General features: G+C 32.8%; 20 protein-coding genes. 13 read left to right on the forward strand and 7 right to left on the reverse strand.

The annotated features are described in order from the left end of the window. Positions 1–52 precede the first annotated feature (52 nt). From yycF to EKN01_RS00355, 8 genes are all read left to right on the forward strand, one after another. Positions 53–760: a response regulator YycF gene (gene yycF, locus EKN01_RS00320; protein ID WP_099974192.1), complete on the forward strand. Its 708-nt coding sequence runs from the start codon at positions 53–55 to the stop codon at positions 758–760. A 100-nt stretch (positions 761–860) separates the two neighbouring features. Continuing rightward, positions 861–2,750, forward strand: coding sequence for a cell wall metabolism sensor histidine kinase WalK (gene walK / locus EKN01_RS00325; protein ID WP_129044497.1), 1,890 nt, complete (start codon positions 861–863; stop codon positions 2,748–2,750). Continuing rightward, positions 2,740–4,056, forward strand: a complete 1,317-nt coding sequence (locus EKN01_RS00330) for a YycH family regulatory protein (RefSeq protein WP_129044498.1) — start codon at positions 2,740–2,742, stop codon at positions 4,054–4,056. The genes walK and EKN01_RS00330 overlap by 11 nt, the downstream gene beginning before the upstream one ends. Positions 4,057–4,059: 3 nt before the next feature. Then, a complete protein-coding gene (locus tag EKN01_RS00335; RefSeq protein WP_129044499.1) occupies positions 4,060–4,866 on the forward strand; it encodes a two-component system regulatory protein YycI in 807 nt (268 codons plus the stop codon). Continuing rightward, on the forward strand, positions 4,838–5,677 hold the full coding sequence (locus EKN01_RS00340; protein ID WP_099974196.1) for an MBL fold metallo-hydrolase: 840 nt from the start codon (positions 4,838–4,840) through the stop codon (positions 5,675–5,677). Before EKN01_RS00335 ends, EKN01_RS00340 begins: the two co-directional genes overlap by 29 nt. A gap of 118 nt (positions 5,678–5,795) precedes the next feature. Beyond that, the gene (locus EKN01_RS00345) at positions 5,796–7,139 is read left to right on the forward strand and encodes a S1C family serine protease (protein WP_129044500.1); all 1,344 of its coding nucleotides are present in this window, start codon (positions 5,796–5,798) and stop codon (positions 7,137–7,139) included. A 377-nt stretch (positions 7,140–7,516) separates the two neighbouring features. Continuing rightward, positions 7,517–7,996 (forward strand): 23S rRNA (pseudouridine(1915)-N(3))-methyltransferase RlmH, encoded by a 480-nt coding sequence (rlmH, locus tag EKN01_RS00350; protein ID WP_099974198.1) that lies wholly within the window; start codon positions 7,517–7,519, stop codon positions 7,994–7,996. Positions 7,997–8,112: 116 nt separating this feature from the next. Further along, positions 8,113–9,027 (forward strand): DUF5692 family protein, encoded by a 915-nt coding sequence (locus tag EKN01_RS00355; protein ID WP_129044501.1) that lies wholly within the window; start codon positions 8,113–8,115, stop codon positions 9,025–9,027. A gap of 31 nt (positions 9,028–9,058) precedes the next feature. Here the strand turns inward: EKN01_RS00355 and EKN01_RS00360 are convergent, their stop codons facing one another. Beyond that, positions 9,059–9,997, reverse strand: coding sequence for a nucleoside hydrolase (locus EKN01_RS00360; protein WP_129044502.1), 939 nt, complete (start codon positions 9,995–9,997; stop codon positions 9,059–9,061). A 163-nt stretch (positions 9,998–10,160) separates the two neighbouring features. Here EKN01_RS00360 and EKN01_RS00365 point away from each other — a divergent pair, with 163 nt between their 5' ends. Then, the gene (locus tag EKN01_RS00365; protein WP_129044503.1) at positions 10,161–10,799 is read left to right on the forward strand and encodes an SDR family oxidoreductase; all 639 of its coding nucleotides are present in this window, start codon (positions 10,161–10,163) and stop codon (positions 10,797–10,799) included. A gap of 20 nt (positions 10,800–10,819) precedes the next feature. Here EKN01_RS00365 and EKN01_RS00370 read toward each other — a convergent pair whose 3' ends face one another. From EKN01_RS00370 to EKN01_RS00380, 3 genes are all read right to left on the reverse strand, one after another. Beyond that, positions 10,820–11,173, reverse strand: a complete 354-nt coding sequence (locus EKN01_RS00370; RefSeq protein ID WP_129044504.1) for a hypothetical protein — start codon at positions 11,171–11,173, stop codon at positions 10,820–10,822. Between the two features lie 51 nt (positions 11,174–11,224). Beyond that, complete coding sequence (locus EKN01_RS00375; protein ID WP_129044505.1) at positions 11,225–12,403, reverse strand: MFS transporter; 1,179 nt, start codon at positions 12,401–12,403, stop codon at positions 11,225–11,227. 201 nt (positions 12,404–12,604) lie between these two features. Beyond that, positions 12,605–13,072, reverse strand: a complete 468-nt coding sequence (locus EKN01_RS00380) for a DUF2798 domain-containing protein (protein ID WP_129044506.1) — start codon at positions 13,070–13,072, stop codon at positions 12,605–12,607. Between the two features lie 610 nt (positions 13,073–13,682). Between EKN01_RS00380 and EKN01_RS00385 the strand changes: the two genes are divergently transcribed. The 4 genes from EKN01_RS00385 (at position 13,683) to EKN01_RS00395 (ending at position 17,977) form a co-directional block, all read left to right on the forward strand. Continuing rightward, positions 13,683–14,918 (forward strand): aminopeptidase, encoded by a 1,236-nt coding sequence (locus tag EKN01_RS00385; RefSeq protein ID WP_129044507.1) that lies wholly within the window; start codon positions 13,683–13,685, stop codon positions 14,916–14,918. 82 nt (positions 14,919–15,000) lie between these two features. Then, entirely contained in the window at positions 15,001–15,135 is a 135-nt protein-coding gene (locus EKN01_RS07950; protein ID WP_277750442.1) for a hypothetical protein, read from the forward strand. Positions 15,136–15,784: 649 nt separating this feature from the next. Beyond that, positions 15,785–16,813, forward strand: a complete 1,029-nt coding sequence (locus tag EKN01_RS00390; RefSeq protein ID WP_129044508.1) for a branched-chain amino acid aminotransferase — start codon at positions 15,785–15,787, stop codon at positions 16,811–16,813. Between the two features lie 54 nt (positions 16,814–16,867). Continuing rightward, a complete protein-coding gene (locus EKN01_RS00395) occupies positions 16,868–17,977 on the forward strand; it encodes a C40 family peptidase (protein WP_129044509.1) in 1,110 nt (369 codons plus the stop codon). A gap of 47 nt (positions 17,978–18,024) precedes the next feature. On the opposite strand, the gene EKN01_RS00400 is transcribed toward EKN01_RS00395, so the two are convergent. The 3 genes from EKN01_RS00400 to EKN01_RS00410 form a co-directional block, all read right to left on the reverse strand. Further along, positions 18,025–19,026 (reverse strand): D-2-hydroxyacid dehydrogenase, encoded by a 1,002-nt coding sequence (locus EKN01_RS00400; RefSeq protein ID WP_129044510.1) that lies wholly within the window; start codon positions 19,024–19,026, stop codon positions 18,025–18,027. A gap of 15 nt (positions 19,027–19,041) precedes the next feature. Then, positions 19,042–19,965 carry a DMT family transporter gene (locus tag EKN01_RS00405; protein ID WP_099974212.1) on the reverse strand — a complete coding sequence of 308 codons (924 nt, stop codon included), beginning with the start codon at positions 19,963–19,965 and terminating at the stop codon, positions 19,042–19,044. A gap of 195 nt (positions 19,966–20,160) precedes the next feature. Next, entirely contained in the window at positions 20,161–21,594 is a 1,434-nt protein-coding gene (locus EKN01_RS00410) for a C69 family dipeptidase (RefSeq protein ID WP_129044511.1), read from the reverse strand. Positions 21,595–21,678: the final 84 nt, after the last annotated feature.

The following is a 21,678-nucleotide window of genomic DNA, read 5'->3' on the forward strand; positions in this document are numbered from 1 at the left end:
TTTGTTTTAATTATCGATACCTAGTATAATGTAATCATTGAGGAGTGAAACTATGTCAAAGAAAATACTAGTAGTAGATGATGAAAAGCCAATTTCCGATATTGTAAAATATAATCTTGAAAATGAAGGTTATGAAGTACTAACTGCATTTGACGGACAAGAGGCACTAGACTTAGTAGAAGAAGAAAATCCAGATCTTATTCTACTTGATCTTATGTTGCCTGTAATTGATGGCTTAGAAGTAGCCCGTACCGTTCGTAAAACAAAAGATACACCTATTATTATGCTAACTGCAAAAGATGGCGAGATTGACAAAGTTATCGGCTTAGAATTGGGTGCTGATGACTACGTTACAAAGCCATTCTCTAATCGTGAATTAGTTGCTCGTGTCAAAGCTCGACTACGTATTCAAATGCCAGCTAAAACTGATGATAATAATAATTCAGAAATTAAAATTGGGGACCTAACTATTCTCCCAGATGCATATACTGTTACAAAAAATGGTAAGGAAATAGAACTTACACATCGTGAGTTTGAACTGTTACATTATTTGGCTCAACATATTGGTCAAGTAATGAAGCGTGAACACTTGCTTCAAACAGTATGGGGATATGATTATTTCGGTGATGTACGTACTGTGGACGTTACAGTTCGTAGATTGAGAGAAAAAATAGAAAATAACCCCAGTCAGCCTGAATGGTTAATGACTCGTCGTGGAGTAGGATATTTCCTACGCGATCCAGAATCAGATAATAATTAAAAGCAGCTAAGTCTATTTAGACTAAACTGCTTTTTTATTATTCTTTCCAACTGAAGTATAATATAAGTAATGTTTATTAAATTTATATGGGTGAATTAATTTGAAAAAAAGATTTGGTTTCTTCAAGTCAATCCATTTCAAAATTGGGTTGTCGTTTATTCTTATTCTTGTTGTCACAATTGAAATTATTGGAGCTTATTTCGTGCGTCAACTGGAAGAGCAAAATGTATCCCAGTTTGAACAAACAATTGTTGTTACACCGTATGTGTTGTCACAATTATCTACCAATCTGACAGACAATGATTCGCATACTAGGGATAATATCAATAAAATTATTCAAGATTATGCTCGCAGTAACTCAGATGTTACGGATATTCAAGTTGTTGATAATAACAATATTATTGTGGGATCAAAAGTCGATGGTGACACGGTGGTTGGAACTAAATCATTACGTGAATCCATCGAAAAAAGTATGAAGAGTAATAAAAAAGTTACACAAATATATTATGACAAAGACCGTGGTAGCTCATATGAATTAATCCAACCTATATCATCAACCGATGATAGTACGGTAGTTGGAGCAGTATATATTCGAGCCAATATGGAATCCGTGTACTCTAGAATTAATAACATCATTGTTATTTTTCTAACCGCTTCATTAATGGCTGGATTACTTGGTGCCATAATTTCTATTTTCATATCAAGGGCAATTACTCGTCCTATTGATGAAATGCGTCAACAAGCTGTTCGTATGGCAGAGGGAGATTATTCAGGGCAGGTTAGAGTTTATTCACCTGATGAATTAGGACAACTCGCCATGTCGGTTAATGATTTATCGGTAAAGGTTGAAGAAGCTACTGAGAACTCAGAATCTGAGCGACGACGTTTGGACAGTGTTCTTTCGCAAATGTCGGATGGTGTTATCGCTACAAATAGATTAGGTAATATCACTGTTATTAATGAAATGGCCATAGAATTCTTGAATATTGAAGAAGATGTTCACAACATGATGTTGACTGATTTACTGAAGATTAGTGATGAAGTTACATTTGAAGAATTGTTAGAAAATCCTGAACCTATGGTTTTGGAAATAAATGATGCCAATGATGAGATAGACTACGCTGAAGATAATTCATTAATATTGAACGCTGAATTCTCTCTTATTCAAAGAAATAGTGGGTTTGTGAGTGGTATGGTCTGTGTTCTTCATGACGTTACAGAACAACAAAAGATTGACCGAGAACGCCGTCAATTTGTTTCCAACGTTTCGCATGAGTTAAGAACGCCATTGACTAGTATTAGTAGTTACATCGATGCTCTTAATAATGGTGCTTGGGAAAATAAAGAACTTGCCCCTCAATTTTTGAGTGTTACAGCAGAAGAAACTGATCGTATGATTCGTATGATACAAGATCTACTAAATCTATCTAGAATGGATCAGGGTAGATCAAAACTAGATAAAGAGTTGGTAAACTTTAACGAATTCTTCTCATATATATTAGATCGATTCGATATGATGCTTAAGAAACAGTTAGCAGATGCTGAGGAAGATAATAATAAAGTAGTCAAAAAATATCGAATCAAGCGAGTTATCACTAATAAAGATTTATGGGTAGAAATTGATACAGATAAAATGACTCAAGTTATAGATAACATTATTAATAATGCTATTAAATATTCACCAGATGGTGGAGTTATTACATGTCGATTGCTAGAAACTAATAAACATATCATAATAAGTATTTCCGATGAGGGATTAGGTATTCCCCGCAAGGATATAAAGAATGTTTTCGAACGTTTCTATCGAGTTGATAAGGCTCGTTCAAGACAACAAGGTGGTACAGGACTTGGATTATCAATTTCTAAGGAAATTGTAGAACAACACAAAGGTCGTATTTGGGTAAATAGTGCTGAAGGTAGAGGATCAACATTCTATATTTCTCTACCATTTAATCCAAATGAGACAGGAGGAGAGTGGGATGAGATTTAGTCGTAGAGTAGTTCAAATTTTGTTAATAATTGCTGTAGTAACTAGTATCGTCCTATCTTTCTTTGTCTGGTCAAATACAGCTAGATACCAACTTGGGAAGGATATTGATTTAACCGAGTCTTCCTCATATGACAAGGATAATATTCCAATTGATCAAATTATTAGTCCCACTCAAGTTATTTGGCATGATGGAAAGAATCAGAAACTTATCTACAATAGTAAAGAAAATATATCTTATACAATTCAAGAATCCATGAAAAAGTGGAAGATTCAAGCACCTGAGTTAGTTTTCAAAAAAGATGGTGCCAAATATCAACAAAAGATCCAGCAAAAAGATACTATCCAGTTGGTTTATCCAACACAGATTTCTGTTAATACGTTGGGTTATATATTGGGTGATAAAATTCTGCAAAAAGCTTCTGACAAAACATTTGATAGAATTATATTTACTACAAATAATGGCAAAGATCCATTTGTATATTTGGCTGACGATGATAGCTATACAGTTTATCGAGCAAAAGTTGGTAATGCATCGTCACTACCTGTATTAGATTTGGCTAAGAAGTCCAATATTAATTATGATGTTCAGTTGAACACAATGAAGCAAGGTATCAGAACATTCTTCAGAGAACCAATTAGTATGCAATCATACTCATATGTTATTACATCCAAGAATGATAGTGAGTATACTTCGCCGCTATTCTCTTCTAGTAAGTATGATATAAGTACATCGCAAAATGGTGATAACTATATTTATGCTTATGGAGATTCACTTAGACTTGAATCTGATCATTCAACAGGAGAACTAACTTTTAACGACTATAGTGACAATAGTGTTCCAAAGAATCGTTTAGACTTTTTCTTGCGTGGATATAACAAAGTTACCAAGATAGAAAGTTCGGTTTCTAATTTACGATTATTCCGTGGAAACTATAAACAAAAGAGTCTTATCTATCGTGAATATGTTGAGGGTTTCCCAATATTTAACAAAACAACATTTGGTTCAGTTAAAATCAACTTTAGTAGAGATGGTTCAACAGAAATGTTTATAAATAGAGTATTAGAAGTTCCAGTGCCATCGGATCAACAAAAGACAGAATTGAAACCTACAAGTGACATACTTACAGGGTTAGTAAATTCAGGATATCTAGCTAATGATATTGAAGATATTGAAGTTGGATATCAATGGAAGAATGAAGAAAATGCGGATAATGTAGTTGATTTAGTTCCAACTTACTACGTTAAGATGCAAGGCAAATGGAAAACATATTCAGAATGGACAAATTTATCAGCTTTGGAGGAGTAGCAAATGGATTTTAGAAGAATAGAAATAATTTTTCTTGTTGTTTTCGTTTCACTAGATGTCTTTTTGCTACTGTCTTTCAGAAGTAGTCAACACTTTTTCAATAGCGGGAGTACTGTAACATCAACATCTGTTGAAATGAAGAAGAGAAATATTTCGACAGGTAAATTAGATAGTGATCAACAATACGGTTACTATTTAGGAGCTAAACCCAGCGGAGTATTAGGTCAAAACTATAATAAATTAAAAAATCAATCTGTTACATACATTGCCAATGATGATAAAATATCAAGTAATTTAATTTCTCCATTGAATGTGAATGGTAAGAAAAAAGTTTCTGTAATAGATAATTTTATGAAGAAAGACTCAAACATATTATTTGGTGAAAAGTACACATATTCACCACAACTTTCTTCAAGTACAAAAATTGTGTATGCTCAAAATGTTTCCTCAGGAGCCATTTTTGATAAAACAGCACAATTGGTATTTACTGTTTCAGGTGACAAGATAGTTAGTTACACACAAACGTATATTCCTTCAGCTAGTGTTTTACATGAAAAATCAGTATTAAAAAGTGAAAAAGACGTAGTGGATAATTTATATACAAATTCTGAAATTCCGAATAATTCTAAGATAACTTATATAAATTTGGCGTATACTAAATTGCTAGAAGCAAACGATAATACTATTTATATACCTGTATGGTTTGTAACTATTAAAAATACAGACAACGATATAAGTAGTACAAAACAGGTCAACGCATTTACTGGTGCGATAATTAAGGATGATTCGTCGTCTATTGGAGATAATTAAATTGGATTCAAAATTAGATAATATGAAGATAAGTGTTCTTGCCAGCAGCAGTACAGGAAATGTTACGTATATCGAAACACCTCAACACAAAATTTTGGTAGATGCAGGGATGTCAGGTAAAAAGATTAAAGAGTTACTTGATTCTGTTGGCAAAAATATTGAAGAAATAGATTCGCTGTTTGTTACTCATGAACACTCCGACCATATAAAAGGAGTTGGAGTGTTAGCACGAAGATACGGCTTAAATGTTTATGCAAATGAAAAAACATGGCAAGCTATGATGCCTAAAATAGGCAAAGTAGATAGCGATCAAATTAACATTTTTGATAAAAATAAAGTTTTGAGTTTAGGTGATTTAGATATCGAGAGTTTTGGAGTATCACATGATGCGGCAGATCCACAATTTTATAAATTTCATCACAATAACAAGGATTTTGTCATTTTGACTGATACAGGTTATATCTCTGATACTGTTGAAAAAAAGATAGAAAATGCTGATGGTTATCTATTCGAATGCAACCATGATGTAGATATGTTGAGAAATGGATCTTACGCATGGTCCCTTAAACAAAGAATACTCAGTGAAAAGGGTCATCTTTCAAATGAAGATGGAGCAAGAGGGTTAATGGATGTAATTGGTGAAAATACTAAGCAAGTATATCTAGGCCACCTTAGTCCTGAAAACAATACAAAATATACAGCTCATGAGACAGTGGCAACATTTTTGAAAAATCATGATATGGCTGTTGATCATGATTTTTATTTGAATGATACTGATCCAATTATTCCAGATGATTTAATAATTCTTTAAAAAAGTATAAATTTTGAATTTATACTTTTTTTTAGTGCATAATAATATTCAAATATGTTTCATAAAAATTTCAAATTTAGATATTATTATGAATATATACTTTAAGGAGAATGTACAAATGGATAATAACAATCCTGAACGTAGATCATCAGATAAGAATCGAGGTAATTTTTTGAATTTTAAAAGTCCTTTATTTAAAACAGCTATTGTAGCTCTTATTTCTGCTATGTTAGGTGTGGGAATTGCTACTTGGGGATTCTCACAATTTTCATCATCAGTTCCTGACACAACTTCATCATCAGGTGGACCAGGTACTACTCAAGTAAGTACGGGTTCTACCAAATCGACGGGTACCATGACAAAAGCCTACAATAAAGTAGATGAAGCAGTTGTTTCCGTTGTTAATTTACAAAAGCAAAGTAAAATACAGGGAGATTCTTCTTCAATTTTCGGAGATCTTTTTGGTGATAGTAGTGACGGTGATAGCTCATCGTCTGATTCATCCGGCTCAGATAATTCGGGATCAGACTCAAATAGCTCAAATTCATCATCATCTTCAGATTCTCTACAAGAGTATAGTGAAGGTTCCGGAGTAATTTACTCTAAGGAAAACGGCAAAGGTTACATTGTTACAAATAACCACGTTGTTGATGGTTCAGATCAAATTGAGATTATTTTAAAAGATGGAACAAAATTAACAGGTAAATTAATTGGTAGTGATGCTACTACTGACTTAGCTGTTATTGAGATTGACGGAGATAAGGTGCCAGCAATTGCATCATTTGGTAATTCAGATAGTGTGCAACCAGCTGATTCAGTTATCGCTATTGGTTCACCATTAGGAAGCGAGTACGCAACTAGTGTTACTCAAGGTATAGTTTCAGCAACAAACAGAACTGTTCAAACACAGGACCAAACAACAGGACAAACAATTGGAGAAGCCACAGTTATTCAAACTGATGCAGCTATTAATCCTGGTAATTCGGGAGGACCTCTTGTTAATTCTAATGGTCAGATTATAGGTATTAATTCTATGAAACTAACATCAGGTACTGATGGTACTTCTGTTGAAGGTATGGGATTTGCCATTCCAAGTAATGAAGTAGTTAAAATTATTAACCAACTTGTTAAGAATGGTAAAGTAGAGAGACCAAGTTTAGGGATTTCAGTAATTGATTTAGACCAAATCTCAGATGATTCTCAGACATCATTGAAGGTTCCGAGTTCAGTTACACAAGGTGTAGTAGTCGCTCAAACAAATAGCGGCTCAGTTGCTAAAAAAGCAGGAATTTCAAAAAATGATATTATCGTTAAATTAGGAAGTAAGAAAATTGCCTCTGTAGCTGATTTGCACAGTGCTTTATATGAAAAATCAGTTGGTGATAAAGTGAAAATTAAGTATTATCATAATGGTAAGTTGAAAACTGCATCGGTGCATTTAACTGAAAAAACATCAGATTAAAGATAAAAGACGTGAACTTATAATAGTTTCACGTCTTTTTTTGAATAATGTTTAAGAAAAGGTTAAGAAAATTCGGGTAAATGTAAAGAATTTCTTAAGACGTTTAACACAGGTGTGAATAACTTGTGTATAACTGTGGAAAAACGTTTTTAAAACAAGGTATAATTTTATACACAGATTAGAATGATCTTGTGCATAACTAAGTAATATAAAATAAATAATAGTAATTAACGCTGATATAATAAGCTTAAAGGGCACTATTGAGAAAAACACAAACATTATTTTAGCTGTTAATAACTAATGAATTACTTTAGATATCGATGCATCACATAGATGTGAATAAGTATTGTTAAAAACTAAGGGGTAGGAGTAGATAGATGAACATTAAGATAATAACTGTTGGAAAACTTAAGGAAAAGTATTTAAAAAATGGAATTGAAGAGTATTCCAAAAGACTTTCTGCATTTTGTAAATTACAAATAGTTGAATGTAGCGATGAAAAAGCACCAGATACGCTAAGTGATGCGCAAGAAAAAATGGTTAAGGAAGCAGAGGGAGTTCGAATTCTTGAGAAGATAAAGGATAAAGAATATGTTATCTTGTTAGATCTTCGAGGCAAAGAACTGACATCTGAAGAGTTAGCAGCAAAAATAGATGATTTATCAACTTATGGAACAAGTGATATTACATTTATAATCGGGGGATCTTTAGGAGTTAGCGATGAAGTCTATCAACGTGCAGATTTTAAACTGTGTTTCGGTAAGATAACTTATCCACATCAATTAATGCGTCTCGTATTAACTGAACAAATATATAGATCTTTTATGATTAATAGTCATCGTACTTATCATAAATAAAAAATATGATCTAAACTAAAGAACACCCTGCTGGGTGTTCTTTTTGCTCTATTAATATTTTAATAATTGCGATACAATGAATTTGTGAAAGAATTCATTATATCGGGGTGATTATTATGTTTCTATTTCAAAATATATCAGGGGCAGACTTTTTAGTTTGGATACTAGTTATAGCTGCATTAATGGGCTTAAATGAACTTGCTAGGATAAATAAATGGATAGCTTTAATTTTGTTTGTTGCTGTACCAGTTATTTTAACTATTTTTGTTTGGCCTACTACTGCCGGACCAGGTAGCAGTACAGGTACCTGGTTCCACTGGGTTAAAGTGTATTCTGCGTTAGCAGGATGTTTAGGATTTATGGCATTAAGATTTATACCATCATTGCAAAATAACAAGTGGTATTTATTATTCCCACCAATTATTTTAAGTGTAAACATTCTTGAAGCAGTTATTCGAGATTTCCAAGTTTATGGTATGCATGGAATGATTGACGGTGTATTTATGAATGGTGGTGCCTGGAATATAATGAACGGTATTGCTGGTATTCTAAACATTATTACAATTACGGGCTGGTTTGGAATATTTATTAGTAAAGATAAGCAAAAAGATATGATTTGGCCTGATCAAATTTGGCCTTGGATAATCGCTTATGATTTATGGAACTTTGCGTACGTTTATAATTGTGTTGGTGATCATTCATTTTATGCAGGAGCAGCATTGCTAATCTCATGTACTCTAGCAGCTTTCTTTGTAAAAAGAGGTACATGGTTACAAGCTCGTGCTCAAACGCTAGCATTCTGGATGATGTTCACAATGTCGGTTCCAGCATTTGTTACAAGTTCTCAATTTGCAGTAAAGAGCAGCCATTCTAATGCAGCATTAATGACAGTTAGTTCGATTGCATTGATTGCAAATATCTTAGTTCTAATTTTAAATCTATATCGTATTTACAAGTTTAAGAAAAATCCTCTTAAGGATGATATTTATAAAGGAACAAAATCATATGACGATGTTGTTGCTAATAATTAAAAAAGCTACCCAATTGGGTAGCTTTTTTAATTTATTTATTATGACTTTGAATTGAATCAAAAATGTATTGAACAAATTTCTCACGATTTACATCTTCTAGTACTTCAATGTTTTTATCATCTGGAGCATATACACGTCTATCAGGATAAGTCATACCACGGAATTGATCATTAGTAAGACTGACTTCAATATTGAATTTTTCGCTCTTGGTGAATAGTTCTGGAGCAACTAGACTTATTACTGCGCATGCATCATGTACCGGAATTTTAGTCATTCCTTTTTCGCGTTCAGCTGATGCGTAGAAGTCTAAAATAGCACTAGCCATTTCACCAGTTTTGCCAAGATTTTTTATTTGTGATATTTCATCCATTGTTAGATAGGCTTTATTTTCAGTTAAGTTAAGACCAGAAAGAGTGATTGGCAATCCTGAGTCAAAAACAATTTTTGCTGCTTCAGGATCAACATAAGCGTTGAATTCAGATGCTAGTGTGATATTTCCTTGTTCAATTGATCCACCCATAACATAGATATGTTCAATTTTTTCAGCAACTTTTGGGAAAGTTTTAAGAAGTAAAGCAACATTTGTAAGAGGACCAGTGGCAACAATATTTACTTTTTCATCTGAATTAGTAATTTCTTCATTCATGAATGTTATAGCGTTGTCACTAGCTATAGGATAGTCCAAGCTATTTTCAGGAAATTGATATCCGTCCATTCCAGTTTTTCCATGAATTTCTCCAGCTGTTTCAATTTCTTTTACTAAGGGATTACTTTGTCCCATAGCAATTTTAGTGTTGGATCCTAGGAAAGTAAGTAGCTTTTGAGCATTCTTTGTCACTTTATCAAGTTGTACATTACCACCGATAGTAGTTACTCCGATTAGATCAGCAGCTTCAGGATGAGCAAGTAAAACAGTCAACGCAATAGCGTCATCAATACCAGGATCGCAGTCCATAATTACTTTAGTCATTACTTCTTACCTCGCAATATTTTTATTTTACTCACTAAGTATATCATTGGAGATTGATAAAATACTAACAAACTAGCTTTTAATGTTATGAGAAATATTTTTTGTAATAAATCAAAAATTGGATTATATTGTATTTATAATTTAATAATTGGGGGCTTTAATTATGACAAAAGTATTGATATTGGGCGCTGGGGGCAAAATAGCACAAATTGCCGAAGAACTATATCTTGATCAAACAGATTTTGATTTACGATTGTATTTAAGACATCCTAACAAATTGTCTATTGAAGAAAGTGATCGCGTAGAAATTGTTGAAGGCGATGCTTCTGATAAGAATAGTTTGTCCAATGCTCTGAATGGAGTAGATATCGTATATGCTAATGTAGCAGGAGATAATATAGAAGAACAAGCTAAATCTGTCGTAGAATCAATGGACAATTCTGGTGTTAAACGTTTGATTTGGATATCAACACTTGGTATATACGATGAAGTTCCAGGTGAATTTGGTAAATGGAATAATAATATTTTGGGATCATATATCACAAAATATGCAGCAGCGGCCAAAGTTATTGAAGAATCGGATCTCGAATATACTATTATTCGTCCTGCATGGTTGACTAATAATGATGAGGTTAACTTTGAAGTTACCCATCGTGAGGATACATTTAAAGGTACAGAAGTATCCCGTAAGTCTATTGCTCAGGTAGTCGTTGATACAACTAAAAATCCTAGTGATTACGTTCGTGATTCAATTGGTGTGAATAAACCTAACACTGACGGAGATAAGCCATCTTGGTATTAAAAATATAAAAAACCCACTCATTAAATTGAGTGGGTTTTATTTTGTAGATTATAAATGATTCCCCAGATTGAAGGGATTAACATGAGTCTAAACGATAGAGCAGCAGTTATTGTCAAAATAATTGGCCAAACCATTGAATAGTTACGATGCAGATTAAAAATTGCAAAGAAGCTAAGAACTTGAAGTGCAATCATAAAAAATCCTATCAAACAAACGACAAAAATTAATACAGACATTTCAGTAGCTGTAAATGTTCCTTTATCACCATTTGCCAGAGCTAATCCTACAATTAATCCTATTAAAATAATAAAAGCAGTTTCAATTCCCCATATAACGTATCCGGTAATCTGAACAGCTGTTGTTTTTGGTTTCATGACCAACCTCGCTAATAAATATTAAACTCATTTTATCATAGTACTTCTAATTTATGATTCTTTTTCAGCAGATAAAGGTTGAGATTTGAAAAATAGAAAGAATATAAAACCTATTAAAATTATTAAACCAAACAATATAATTCCATATAGATTAAAGTTGAATGCTATAAGTGATAACCCTAAAGAGGGTCCTAGAGAATAACCAATATTACCAAATCCATTATTTAATGTGAATGCCGTGGATTTTTGTTCAGGTGAAACAGATTTACCTATCAGTATTTGAATTCTTGGGCCTATCATTGATTCTCCAACACCTAGCAGACTTCCGACAACAATTGAGAGTATTAGAACATTCTTAATTAAAATAAATCCAATAATTGCAAGAAGGTATAGAACTAGACCTATAAAAATTTCCAATTTATATTTCTCGTATTTTGCAAAAGTCATTACAATTAATTGGGAAAGCAACACTGATACAGTAAGTGAAAGCATCATGTATGATAAGTATCTGGCTCCATTGTTACTTATGGCTTGTAAATGAATAGCAAAAGAAGAATCGTATTGAGTTTCTATGATGAAATATAGTAAATAAATTGAAGCTAGTAGTAGGAAAGTATGATTCTTTAGCACACTCCAAAAAGTGTTTTTCAGAATATTTTTATTATCTTTATCAACCTTTATTATTGTGTAATCAATTAGAGATACTGGAATTAGCGCAATAAATAAAAGAACAATGTAAAGTATGAATGGTTTAGAGCTTTTACCACCACCGATTAAACTACCAACCAGAGGACCTATTGCTCCAGCTAGATTGGCTAACCAATAACTGGTCATCATGGCTCTATCTGACTGTTTACCTGGCAGACTTGACAATAGTGTTTGATAAATAGGATTGTAAATACAAAAACCTAGACCTACTAGGCAAGCGCTTAATGCTAATCCGTAAAAACTTTGAAGTAAGGTATAACCTGAGAATCCCACGATTATTAGGAAGAATGAAATAAACATAATTAGTTTAGGGGAATATCTATTTAGTAGATATGAAATCAGAGGACTAGCAATAAATGATATAAATGATGGGATACCTAAAATTATTCCGATAAGCGTTAATTTCATGCCTCTGTGTTGAAGTAGTAACGTTAAAAAAGGAAGTGAAAAGAAATTACCAAAGGTAATAATGAGGTTTAGTGTAAGTGGTAAGGTTACATTCTTATTTGTAAAGTCTTTCATTTTTCTCCCCCTAATAGTTATTCAACTGTAGGCTAACACTATCATACATCATTTCAATTATTAAGACTTCTCTAATAAAATAAACATAATGCTAAATAGCTATTATTTAGCTAATTCAAATGTCCACAAAAAAAGAGTAATTACTAAAAATTAGTAATTACTCTTTTTTATATAATAATATTTATTTATAAGTCTCTATCTTTATTCTGCGGTTTTTTGAACAGAAGCTAAGATTTTTCTTGCGATAGGCCCTACTAAAAGTATTTGTAAAGGTAGAGCAAGAATAAGATTGAAAATCCAGATATGTAGGTATGATAGTAAGATATTGCTACCAAAACTTTGTTGCATAACCATTCCAAATGCTGACATGATAGTTACCATTCCTAGAACCATCATAGTTGAGATAGCTAAAGCAATACGGATTTGTTTTTGTTTCATATAATCAGTAATCATGTGTTTGAAAAATATATGTTTAACTGTTGGTCCAACAATTATCAAATCTACAGCACCAGCAAAAATTAATGCTAGAGGGTATCCCTTCAATACTTCCATGACATATCCATCGCTAAATCCATCATTCAGTGCAATGTTATAACCAGCCATGACTAAAACCATCAAGCCGGCCATCACAAGAGTAAATAGTAATTCTTCTTTTAAATTTCTTGGCATTTTAAAACTCCTTATTTATTACTAGATATCTAGCCTAGCATAAATAAAAAATCCTCGTAAGTTATTTTTTTCATTCTTTTTGAGATCTGTTTTTAATATTATAAATATAAGTGCTAATTGTAATTATGCTATACAATATTTATGCTCAATTCTCGTCATTTTGCTGATCTGTTTTTGTTGATTCAATAGGTTTTTTATGGTAATCATTGTATATCCAACCAGATACACCAATTATTACTAGGGGTATGATTTGAAAAAATGTAATGACACCCCAAACTATTAAAATTATAGGATAAATAAAACTATAGTTTTTATGCAACAAAGTTATTAGAATTAGAGGTACTACAAGTATAACAATGATCATTTCCACCCAAAGCCATAAATATGGATTGGGTGAGGCCGCTACTGACATTAATGATGCAATGAAGCCGATATATAGAGCGGGCCCCCCGATTACTAAAAAATAGATGTAACTCAAATTTTGAATGATTGATCTTTTGCTGTTTTCGATAATTTTGTCCTCGTACATAATATTTTATTTAATATAATTTTTATTATATAACAATATTATTAGTGATAGAATGAAAAAACCAATACTGGAGGTATTATTATGACATTACCAAATTTTGATGAAAAGTTAGACAAGTATGCTAAATTAATTACACAAAATGGTGTAAACGTTCAACCGGGACAAACCATAATACTATATATTAGTGTTAATCAATTGAAATTAGCTAGAAAAATTGTTGATCAAGCTTATCAACTAGGTGCTAATGAGGTTGTAGTTGAGTGGAATGATTCAGAGATTACAAAGGGTTTTTTGAATCACGCTAGTGAAGATCGACTTCAAAATCAACCTGCATATGTTTCTCAAAAGGCAGATCAGTTGATGGAAAAGAAGGCTTCAAGAATATCTGTATTATCGGGTGCACCAGATGAACTTAAGGATGTTGATTCTAAAAGATTATCAATGTATCAGAAGTCACTGGGAGAAGCTTGGAAATCAGTACGTAAATCAACTCAAAATAATGATATTAGCTGGTTAGTTGTAGGAGCAGCTGATCAAGAATGGGCAAAAAAAGTATTTCCAGATCTTTCTTCAGAAGCAGCAGAAGATAAGTTATGGGAAGAAATATTTAAGACAACTAGAGTGGATCAAGACGATCCAGAACTAGCATGGGATAAACAAATCTCTACTTTAAATGAAAAAGCAGATTGGTTAAATAAACATCAATTTAAAGCATTAAAATATAAGTCAGCTAAAACTGATATAACAATCGGTTTACCAAAGAATCATCTTTGGGAGGCTGCTGGAACTAATGATATTTCAGGCAATTTCTTCGTTCCCAATATGCCAACAGAGGAAGTCTTTACCTCGGCTGATAATCGAAATATTAATGGAGTAATTAGTTCTACGTTGCCATTAAGTTATTCTGGAAGTCTGATAGAGGGAATCCAATTAACATTTAAAGATGGTAAAATTATTGATTCCAAAGCTGACACTGGAGAGGAAATTTTAAAAGATCTTATTGAAACTGACGCTGGAACTCATTCATTAGGTGAAATATCACTGGTACCTCAAAAATCTCCAATAGCAGAGTCAGGAATTATTTTTTATAATACTTTATTCGATGAAAATGCATCAGATCATGTGGCGATAGGTGCCGCATATCCATTTAACATTCAAGGTGGTACCAAGATGTCAGATGAAGAGCTCGGCGAGCATGGTATGAATGTATCTCAAACACACGTAGATTTTATGGTAGGGTCTGATGATATGAACATTGATGGTATTTTAGAAGATGGCTCAGCAGTTCCAGTTATGAGAAATGGTAACTGGGCTTAAATAACACTTGAAAAAATAAAGTTATCCATTTATACTATTAAGGTTAGTAACATTCAAGTAAGAAAGGGAGGAGGGATTTTCGATGTCACAAAATAATCATAAAGGTATGACAGGTCACCGCCGTCCCGTAAACGCACAGAACGGTACAGATCGTCAAAAGAAAACTTTAGAAGTTATCAACTTTCTAAAGAGTCGCGATGAAAAAGCTTCAAAATAATTTCCTAATTGGAAAATAAAACACGATGTTTGATTAATTCAAGCATTGTGTTTTTTTATATATTAATCTCATATTTATTAATCTGAAGGTGTGGTATTGTTTTACTTATAAAACAAGACTTTTTGTATTAGAAGGTGTTGTAGATGATTAGTTTTCTAGGTTTATACCACGATATAGTAGGATATTTAGTTTTGTTAAGTATACTTTTGCTCGTAGGGTTTATACTTTATGAGACTATTCCTAGTTTTAGAAGAGTTATTAAGAAATTTGGACCTGATGAAGTTTTCATATTTGTTTTTATATTCCAACATGTTTCGTATATTATTTTAAAGATATTTCATATTATCTAATGAGAGGTAAAAATGATAATTTTTATGGCACTTTTGCTGTCTACTGTTATATCAGTGATTATATATAGATACAATAAAGAAAAAAATCTAAATTTAAATGTTATTTTTTTTGTTGCTATGATAGTGCTTATCATCATTACAAATTTGTTTAAATAAAAGAACTCAACACAATTAAGTGTTGGGTTCTTTTTATTATATTAATAATACCTGTAATAATTGACAAAGTAACGATTACAAATTACGATTTAACTAACAATTCTAATTAATTTCTAATTTTTAGAATGAAAGGTGGAATAATTATGGTAAAAGCAGATGCAAATAAAATAGATTGGAACAACTTAGGTTTTAATTATATGGACTTGCCATATCGTTACTTGGCACATTATAAGGATGGAGAATGGCAAGATGGAGGATTGACTGAAGATAGTACCCTATCTATTAATGAGGGTTCTCCGGCAATTCACTATGGTCAACAGGCGTTTGAGGGATTGAAGGCATATAGAACTAAAGATGATAAAATTCAATTGTTCCGGCCAGACCAAAATGCTAAAAGATTACAAAAATCATGTCAAAGATTGTTAATGCCGGAATATCCTGAAGATAAGTTTGTGGAAGCAGTAAAATCAGTGGTTTCAGCTAATAGAGATTTTGTACCTCCATATGGGACTGGTTCGACTTTGTATATTCGACCATTAATCATTGGTGTAGGTGAAAATATCGGATTAAGTCCAGCTTCTGAATATATTTTTACTGTATTTGCTATGCCGGTTGGAAGTTATTTTCAAGGTGGTTTAAAACCAGTCAATTTTACAACTTCTAAACTGGATCGTGCAGCTCATCGAGGTACTGGTCAAGCTAAAGTTGGTGGTAATTATGCTGCAAGTCTATTGCCTGAGGAAGACGCAAAAGGTAGAGGTTTTGCGGATTGTGTCTATCTAGATCCTCTAGAGCATAGATATATTGAAGAAGTAGGAGCGGCCAACTTTTTTGGTATTACTAAAGACAATGAATTCAAAACTCCTATTTCACCATCTATTCTTCCAAGTATAACTAAGTATTCATTGTTGTGGTTAGCTGAAAATAGACTCGGTATGAAAGTTTCTGAAGAAAAAATTGATATAAATGAATTAGATCAATTCAAAGAAGCAGGTGCCTGTGGGACAGCAGCTGTTATCTCACCAATTGGTGGAATAGAACACGACGGTAATTTCCACGTATTTTATAGTGAGACAGAGGTAGGACCAGTTAGTCAGAAACTATATGATACTTTAACAGGTATTCAATTTGGAGATGTGGAAGCACCTGAAGGTTGGATTCAGACTGTATAGAATAATTTATTTATGATATTATTTTATTAATACATTTGGGCAGGGGATTAATATATGAAAAAATTGAATAGGGTAGTTTTATTAGCTTCATTTTCTACAATATTGTTATTGGGGCAACCAGTATCAACTTACGCACAGAGCACTGAGCAAGATAGTTTTGCATTTACTGAAAGTACTAAGACATTACTGTCATCAGAAAATACAAATTCTAGTGGCTACTTAAGAGTTAAGTCTTGGGGAGCAATGGAATATTCATACTTATCTGATTCTAATGATGTAAACCAATTGGGGACTATTTTACCCAGTGGTTCAGAATGGAAATATTCTAGCACTGTCGTGGTTGATGGTGTTACATATTATCAAATTGCGACTGATATTTGGTTGAACAGTAATGATTCAACTACATATGATCCAAGTCAAAGTCCGGCATATCAGAATCCATCTGGAATGTATCAGATACAGTACACTCAAATACAACCGCAAGGAAATGTAGGATACGATTTATATAGTGGTGTAGAAGGTGTTAAAGTAGCTTTGGTAAGAGGACATTTTGGTTTATCAAACAAGCACACTATTTATGATAGCGCCTGTATTAATGCGGTAAGAAATCTTCAATCTCGAGTAGGTTTACCTGTTACAGGAATTACAGATCTTGCAACATGGAAAGCTATGGGATTTTCCGAATCAGATTGGTATGATATAGATTCTTATGTGGCTCCATTAGCTATAAATAAACAATCAACAAGAAGTGATTATGTGGAAGCAATGATTAATCAAGCAAGACAATACTTAGGACAACCTTGGTATTCAGGTGGTTCAAGCTATCCATATTATGGCGTTGATTGTTCAGGTCTAGTTACTCAATCACTATATGCTGCAGGAATTGATACATCAGGATATTCATCTATCCAACATGCTCAACCAGGAAATGAATGGAATTCTAGGTTGATGTGGCAAGATAATAATTTTCAATCAATTAGATTTGCTGATCGACAAAGAGGAGATTTGATATTCTTCACTGATCCCAGCACTGGTGTGATTTGGCACGTCGGAATTTTATTAGATGGAAATACAATGATTGATTCATGGCCTTCAAAAGTCCAAATTTCAAGTATTTGGTCTAACAGAGGAAACATTGCAGGTGTTAAAAGAGTATTTTATTAATTAAAATAAAAAAGAAGTTGCCATTATGGCAACTTCTTTTTTTGTATTTATTTAGGTTTTACAATATTTTCAGGTTGTTCACCAGAAATTAATTTTTTGCTAGAGTCAAATGCAACAGTAATCATGTTATAAACAGCTGTTTCTGTATAGAATGCATTGTGAGGTGTGATGATAACGTTAATTCGTTCTGCAAGATTCTTGATATCCGGATCAGAAATATTTTCAATACTACCTATTTTTTTACCAAAGACAGTATTTTCATTGTCCAATACATCAAGTCCAACTCCGGCAATTTTACCAGAATCTAGTCCCTTGATAAGAGATTTTGTGTTAATCAGTTCTCCTCTGGCAGCGTTTATAATGAAAACTCCATCCTTCATTTTGGCGATGGATTCGTCATTAATCATATATTTGTTGCTATCAAAAAGAGGAACGTGCAAATCAACAATATCAGAAATTTGATAGAGTTCTTCTAGACTTTCAACATATGTACCATATTTTTTGAAATTGTCTTTTTCAGAAACATCATAACCAATAACTTTGCTACCCATACCGTTAAACATTTGAGCAGCGACTTGTCCAATATGACCTGTACCAATGATACCAACAGTTTGTTCTCTAAGTTCCTTACCAATAGTAGGGGCCCAAGTGAAGTCACCTTCGTCAAATTTTCTGTCCACTTCTGGAACTCTTCTTAATAATCTTCCGGCAAGAAGTAAAGCGTGTTCAGCTATTGCATATGGAGAATAGACAGGAACATTAGTTAATGTCATATCTAAATCAGATAGATCTTGAAGATTAAAATTATCATATCCTACATTTCTAATTGAGATATATTTAATATTAAAACTAGTTAGCTTTTCTAGTGCAGCACGTTCATATGGAGTAGTTTGTAAAGTAACAACTCCATCACTTCCTTCTGCTAAGGCAGCAGTTTCAGGTGTGAGTGTCTTATCCGTGTATTGAACTTCTACATCAGGATTGTTGTCAATCCATTGATTTAATGCATGTAATTCGTCTTCTCTAATTCCATATCCAAATATTTTCATACTTTACCTCCGAAATTATTTATTACCAGTGTCGTATCTACTTAGAATATAAATAGCAAATACAACAATAACAGCACCTAGAATTTCTATAAAGTTAACGTCATAACTTAAGAATAGAATACTTAGAATAAGTGTGACAAATGGTTGAACAGCATCTGTAATACTTACAGTGGCTGCAGTTGTATATTTTGTACTGAATACCATTAGTAAGAAAGCACCAACAGTACCGATTAAAATAACAGCACAAACACCTATAATAGCGTTTGTTTCCATCTTTGGTGGGTTGACCCATATGGGACGAATGCAATTAAATATAATACCAGCAATCAACATACCCCAACCAGTGATTAGCAAACCATTATACTTTGCAATTAGCTTTTGAGGAATAACTACATATAAAGCAGCAGTAGCACCAGATGCGATACCCCAAAGTAGTGAACTAACAGGTATTGAAAGATGACTGATATCTCCTCGAGTAATTAAAAGAACAACCCCAATTAATGCGAGTACAAATGAAATTACGTCTACACGAAGTACTTTTTTGTGGAAAAACAATACAGCTCCAACCATGATAAACAATGGTGATAAGTATTGCAGAATCGTAGCTGTAGATGAATTACCAGTTTTAATAGCATAAAAGAAGGTATACATATTAGCTAATAATCCAAATACTGAAAACGCCACTAAAGTGAGAGTGTCTTTCCAATTTTTAAAAATAGCGAAGAATTGGTTCTTTGGTAATACGAATAAAGAAATCACCAATAATAGAACTCCCGCTACGGTAGTTCTTGTTCCAATAAACCAAACAGCAGGTAACTGGAAATCCTTGGCTACCAATTGCATTACAACACCGGAAATACCCCAAAGAGATGAAGCAGCAAATGCAAGCCAAAATCCCCTACGCAAAGTACCGGAAGTTAATTTGTTCTTTTCTTCCATAATAATTCCCCTTTTAATAATAAATTCTTATTTTCTATTATACCTACAACATTAAATATTTGGCTAATATTATTTATAGGATACAGAATATCACTAATAATAATTTAATTGTAGCATTACTTACCTTAATTGGTTTTTCTAGCGATTCGAAAAATAAAAAGCTTAACTATATTCTACATAGTTAAGCTTTTTATATTAAAGATTTTTATCCATATTAAATGTAAGTTTAGATAAGGTAATTCCTTTAGTATAAAGTTGACCAAAGAAATCATGAACTTTATTTTGTACTTCTTCAGTTAATTCATTGTTTTTCTTTGTAAGGAAGGCTGACATTTCATCAGGTGATTTTGTTGCTGCTTCTTCGTCAGTTTTTGCAATGAATGTTCTGAATTCTTGTTTCAAATCTGTTAACCAATCAATATCATCTTGAATGAATTCTTTATGATGAGATTCAACTAGAACAGCCAATGAATTGAACATCCAGTAAGCATCTTTGAAATTGAATTTTAAATCGGTATCTCGATATGATTCATGTGTTTCATCCATATTTGTGTAGAATGGCACAAATGGAGTGAATGTAGGGTATCCAAAACAGAACCACATAATAGCAGCATATTCTTTGGGTACATCATTTCTAATTTGTAAAATATGAGAATTCTGAGTTCTATTTAGACCGATAGGTCGGTAACGATATTTATCTTCATCAGAACCTGTACCTAGTGGATCATATTGAGTTTCATTGTAATGAGATCCTAGTACATACTCTATATCTTCAACTGTAATTTTTTTATCTGTCTTCATGATGAATGGTAATTCGCCATCTTCTGGATCTTGAATAATTTCAGGATTAAAGTATCTTTGACCATACCATACACGAGAAGTATTGTAGTGACGGTCTTTCATATTATCTGTACCAAATATATGACGGAAATTCCATCCAGTTTGGTCAGTGTTAAGATGATATTTTTCAACGAATTCTTGGATACCATCTGACCACATAAATTGTTCTGAATCATCAAAATCAACTTGTTGAATAGAAACACGATTTGCTGCTATGGCATAACTGTCATCGGGAATACGTTGAGCTACCCAGTGATGACCAGTAACAATTTCCATATACCAAACGTCATCTTTATCACTGAATAAAACTGAGTTTCCAGCGGGAGATCCGTATTCTTTAATTAAGTTACCTGTTCTTTGAACGGCTTCTTTGGCTGAATCTACATATGGAAGAACCATTCTCACAATAGTATCTTCGTCCATACCATCAACTTCTAGTGGATCATATGCCAATGCACGTTCATTACCATATGTACTTTCAGTAGCTGACATTGCTACGTTTACTCCGTTAATACCACTTTCGTCATAGTAACCATGTTTTTTATAATCAACATTGGGAACAGCTGGCCACTTATGACCATTTGCTGGAATGGGAGCTTCAAATTTATTTAACCAAGATTTAACAGTACGTCCTTCTTCACCTTTTACTTCAGGATTCATGACAAAACTGTGTGGTGAAACTGCTAAAAATGTATCATCATTTCTAGCAATCATAGTAGAACCATCAATACTAGCATTCTTTCCAACTAAAATTGTTGTACAAGCATCATCTAAATGATTTTTTTTCATTTTTAAACTTCCTCCTAATCGACACTTTCATATTATCACATTAAATTTGAAATGAATTTGTTTTCATTTGATTAAGTCATTCAA

This window comes from Companilactobacillus metriopterae (genome assembly GCF_004117915.1).
GTDB classification, from domain to species: domain Bacteria; phylum Bacillota; class Bacilli; order Lactobacillales; family Lactobacillaceae; genus Companilactobacillus; species Companilactobacillus metriopterae.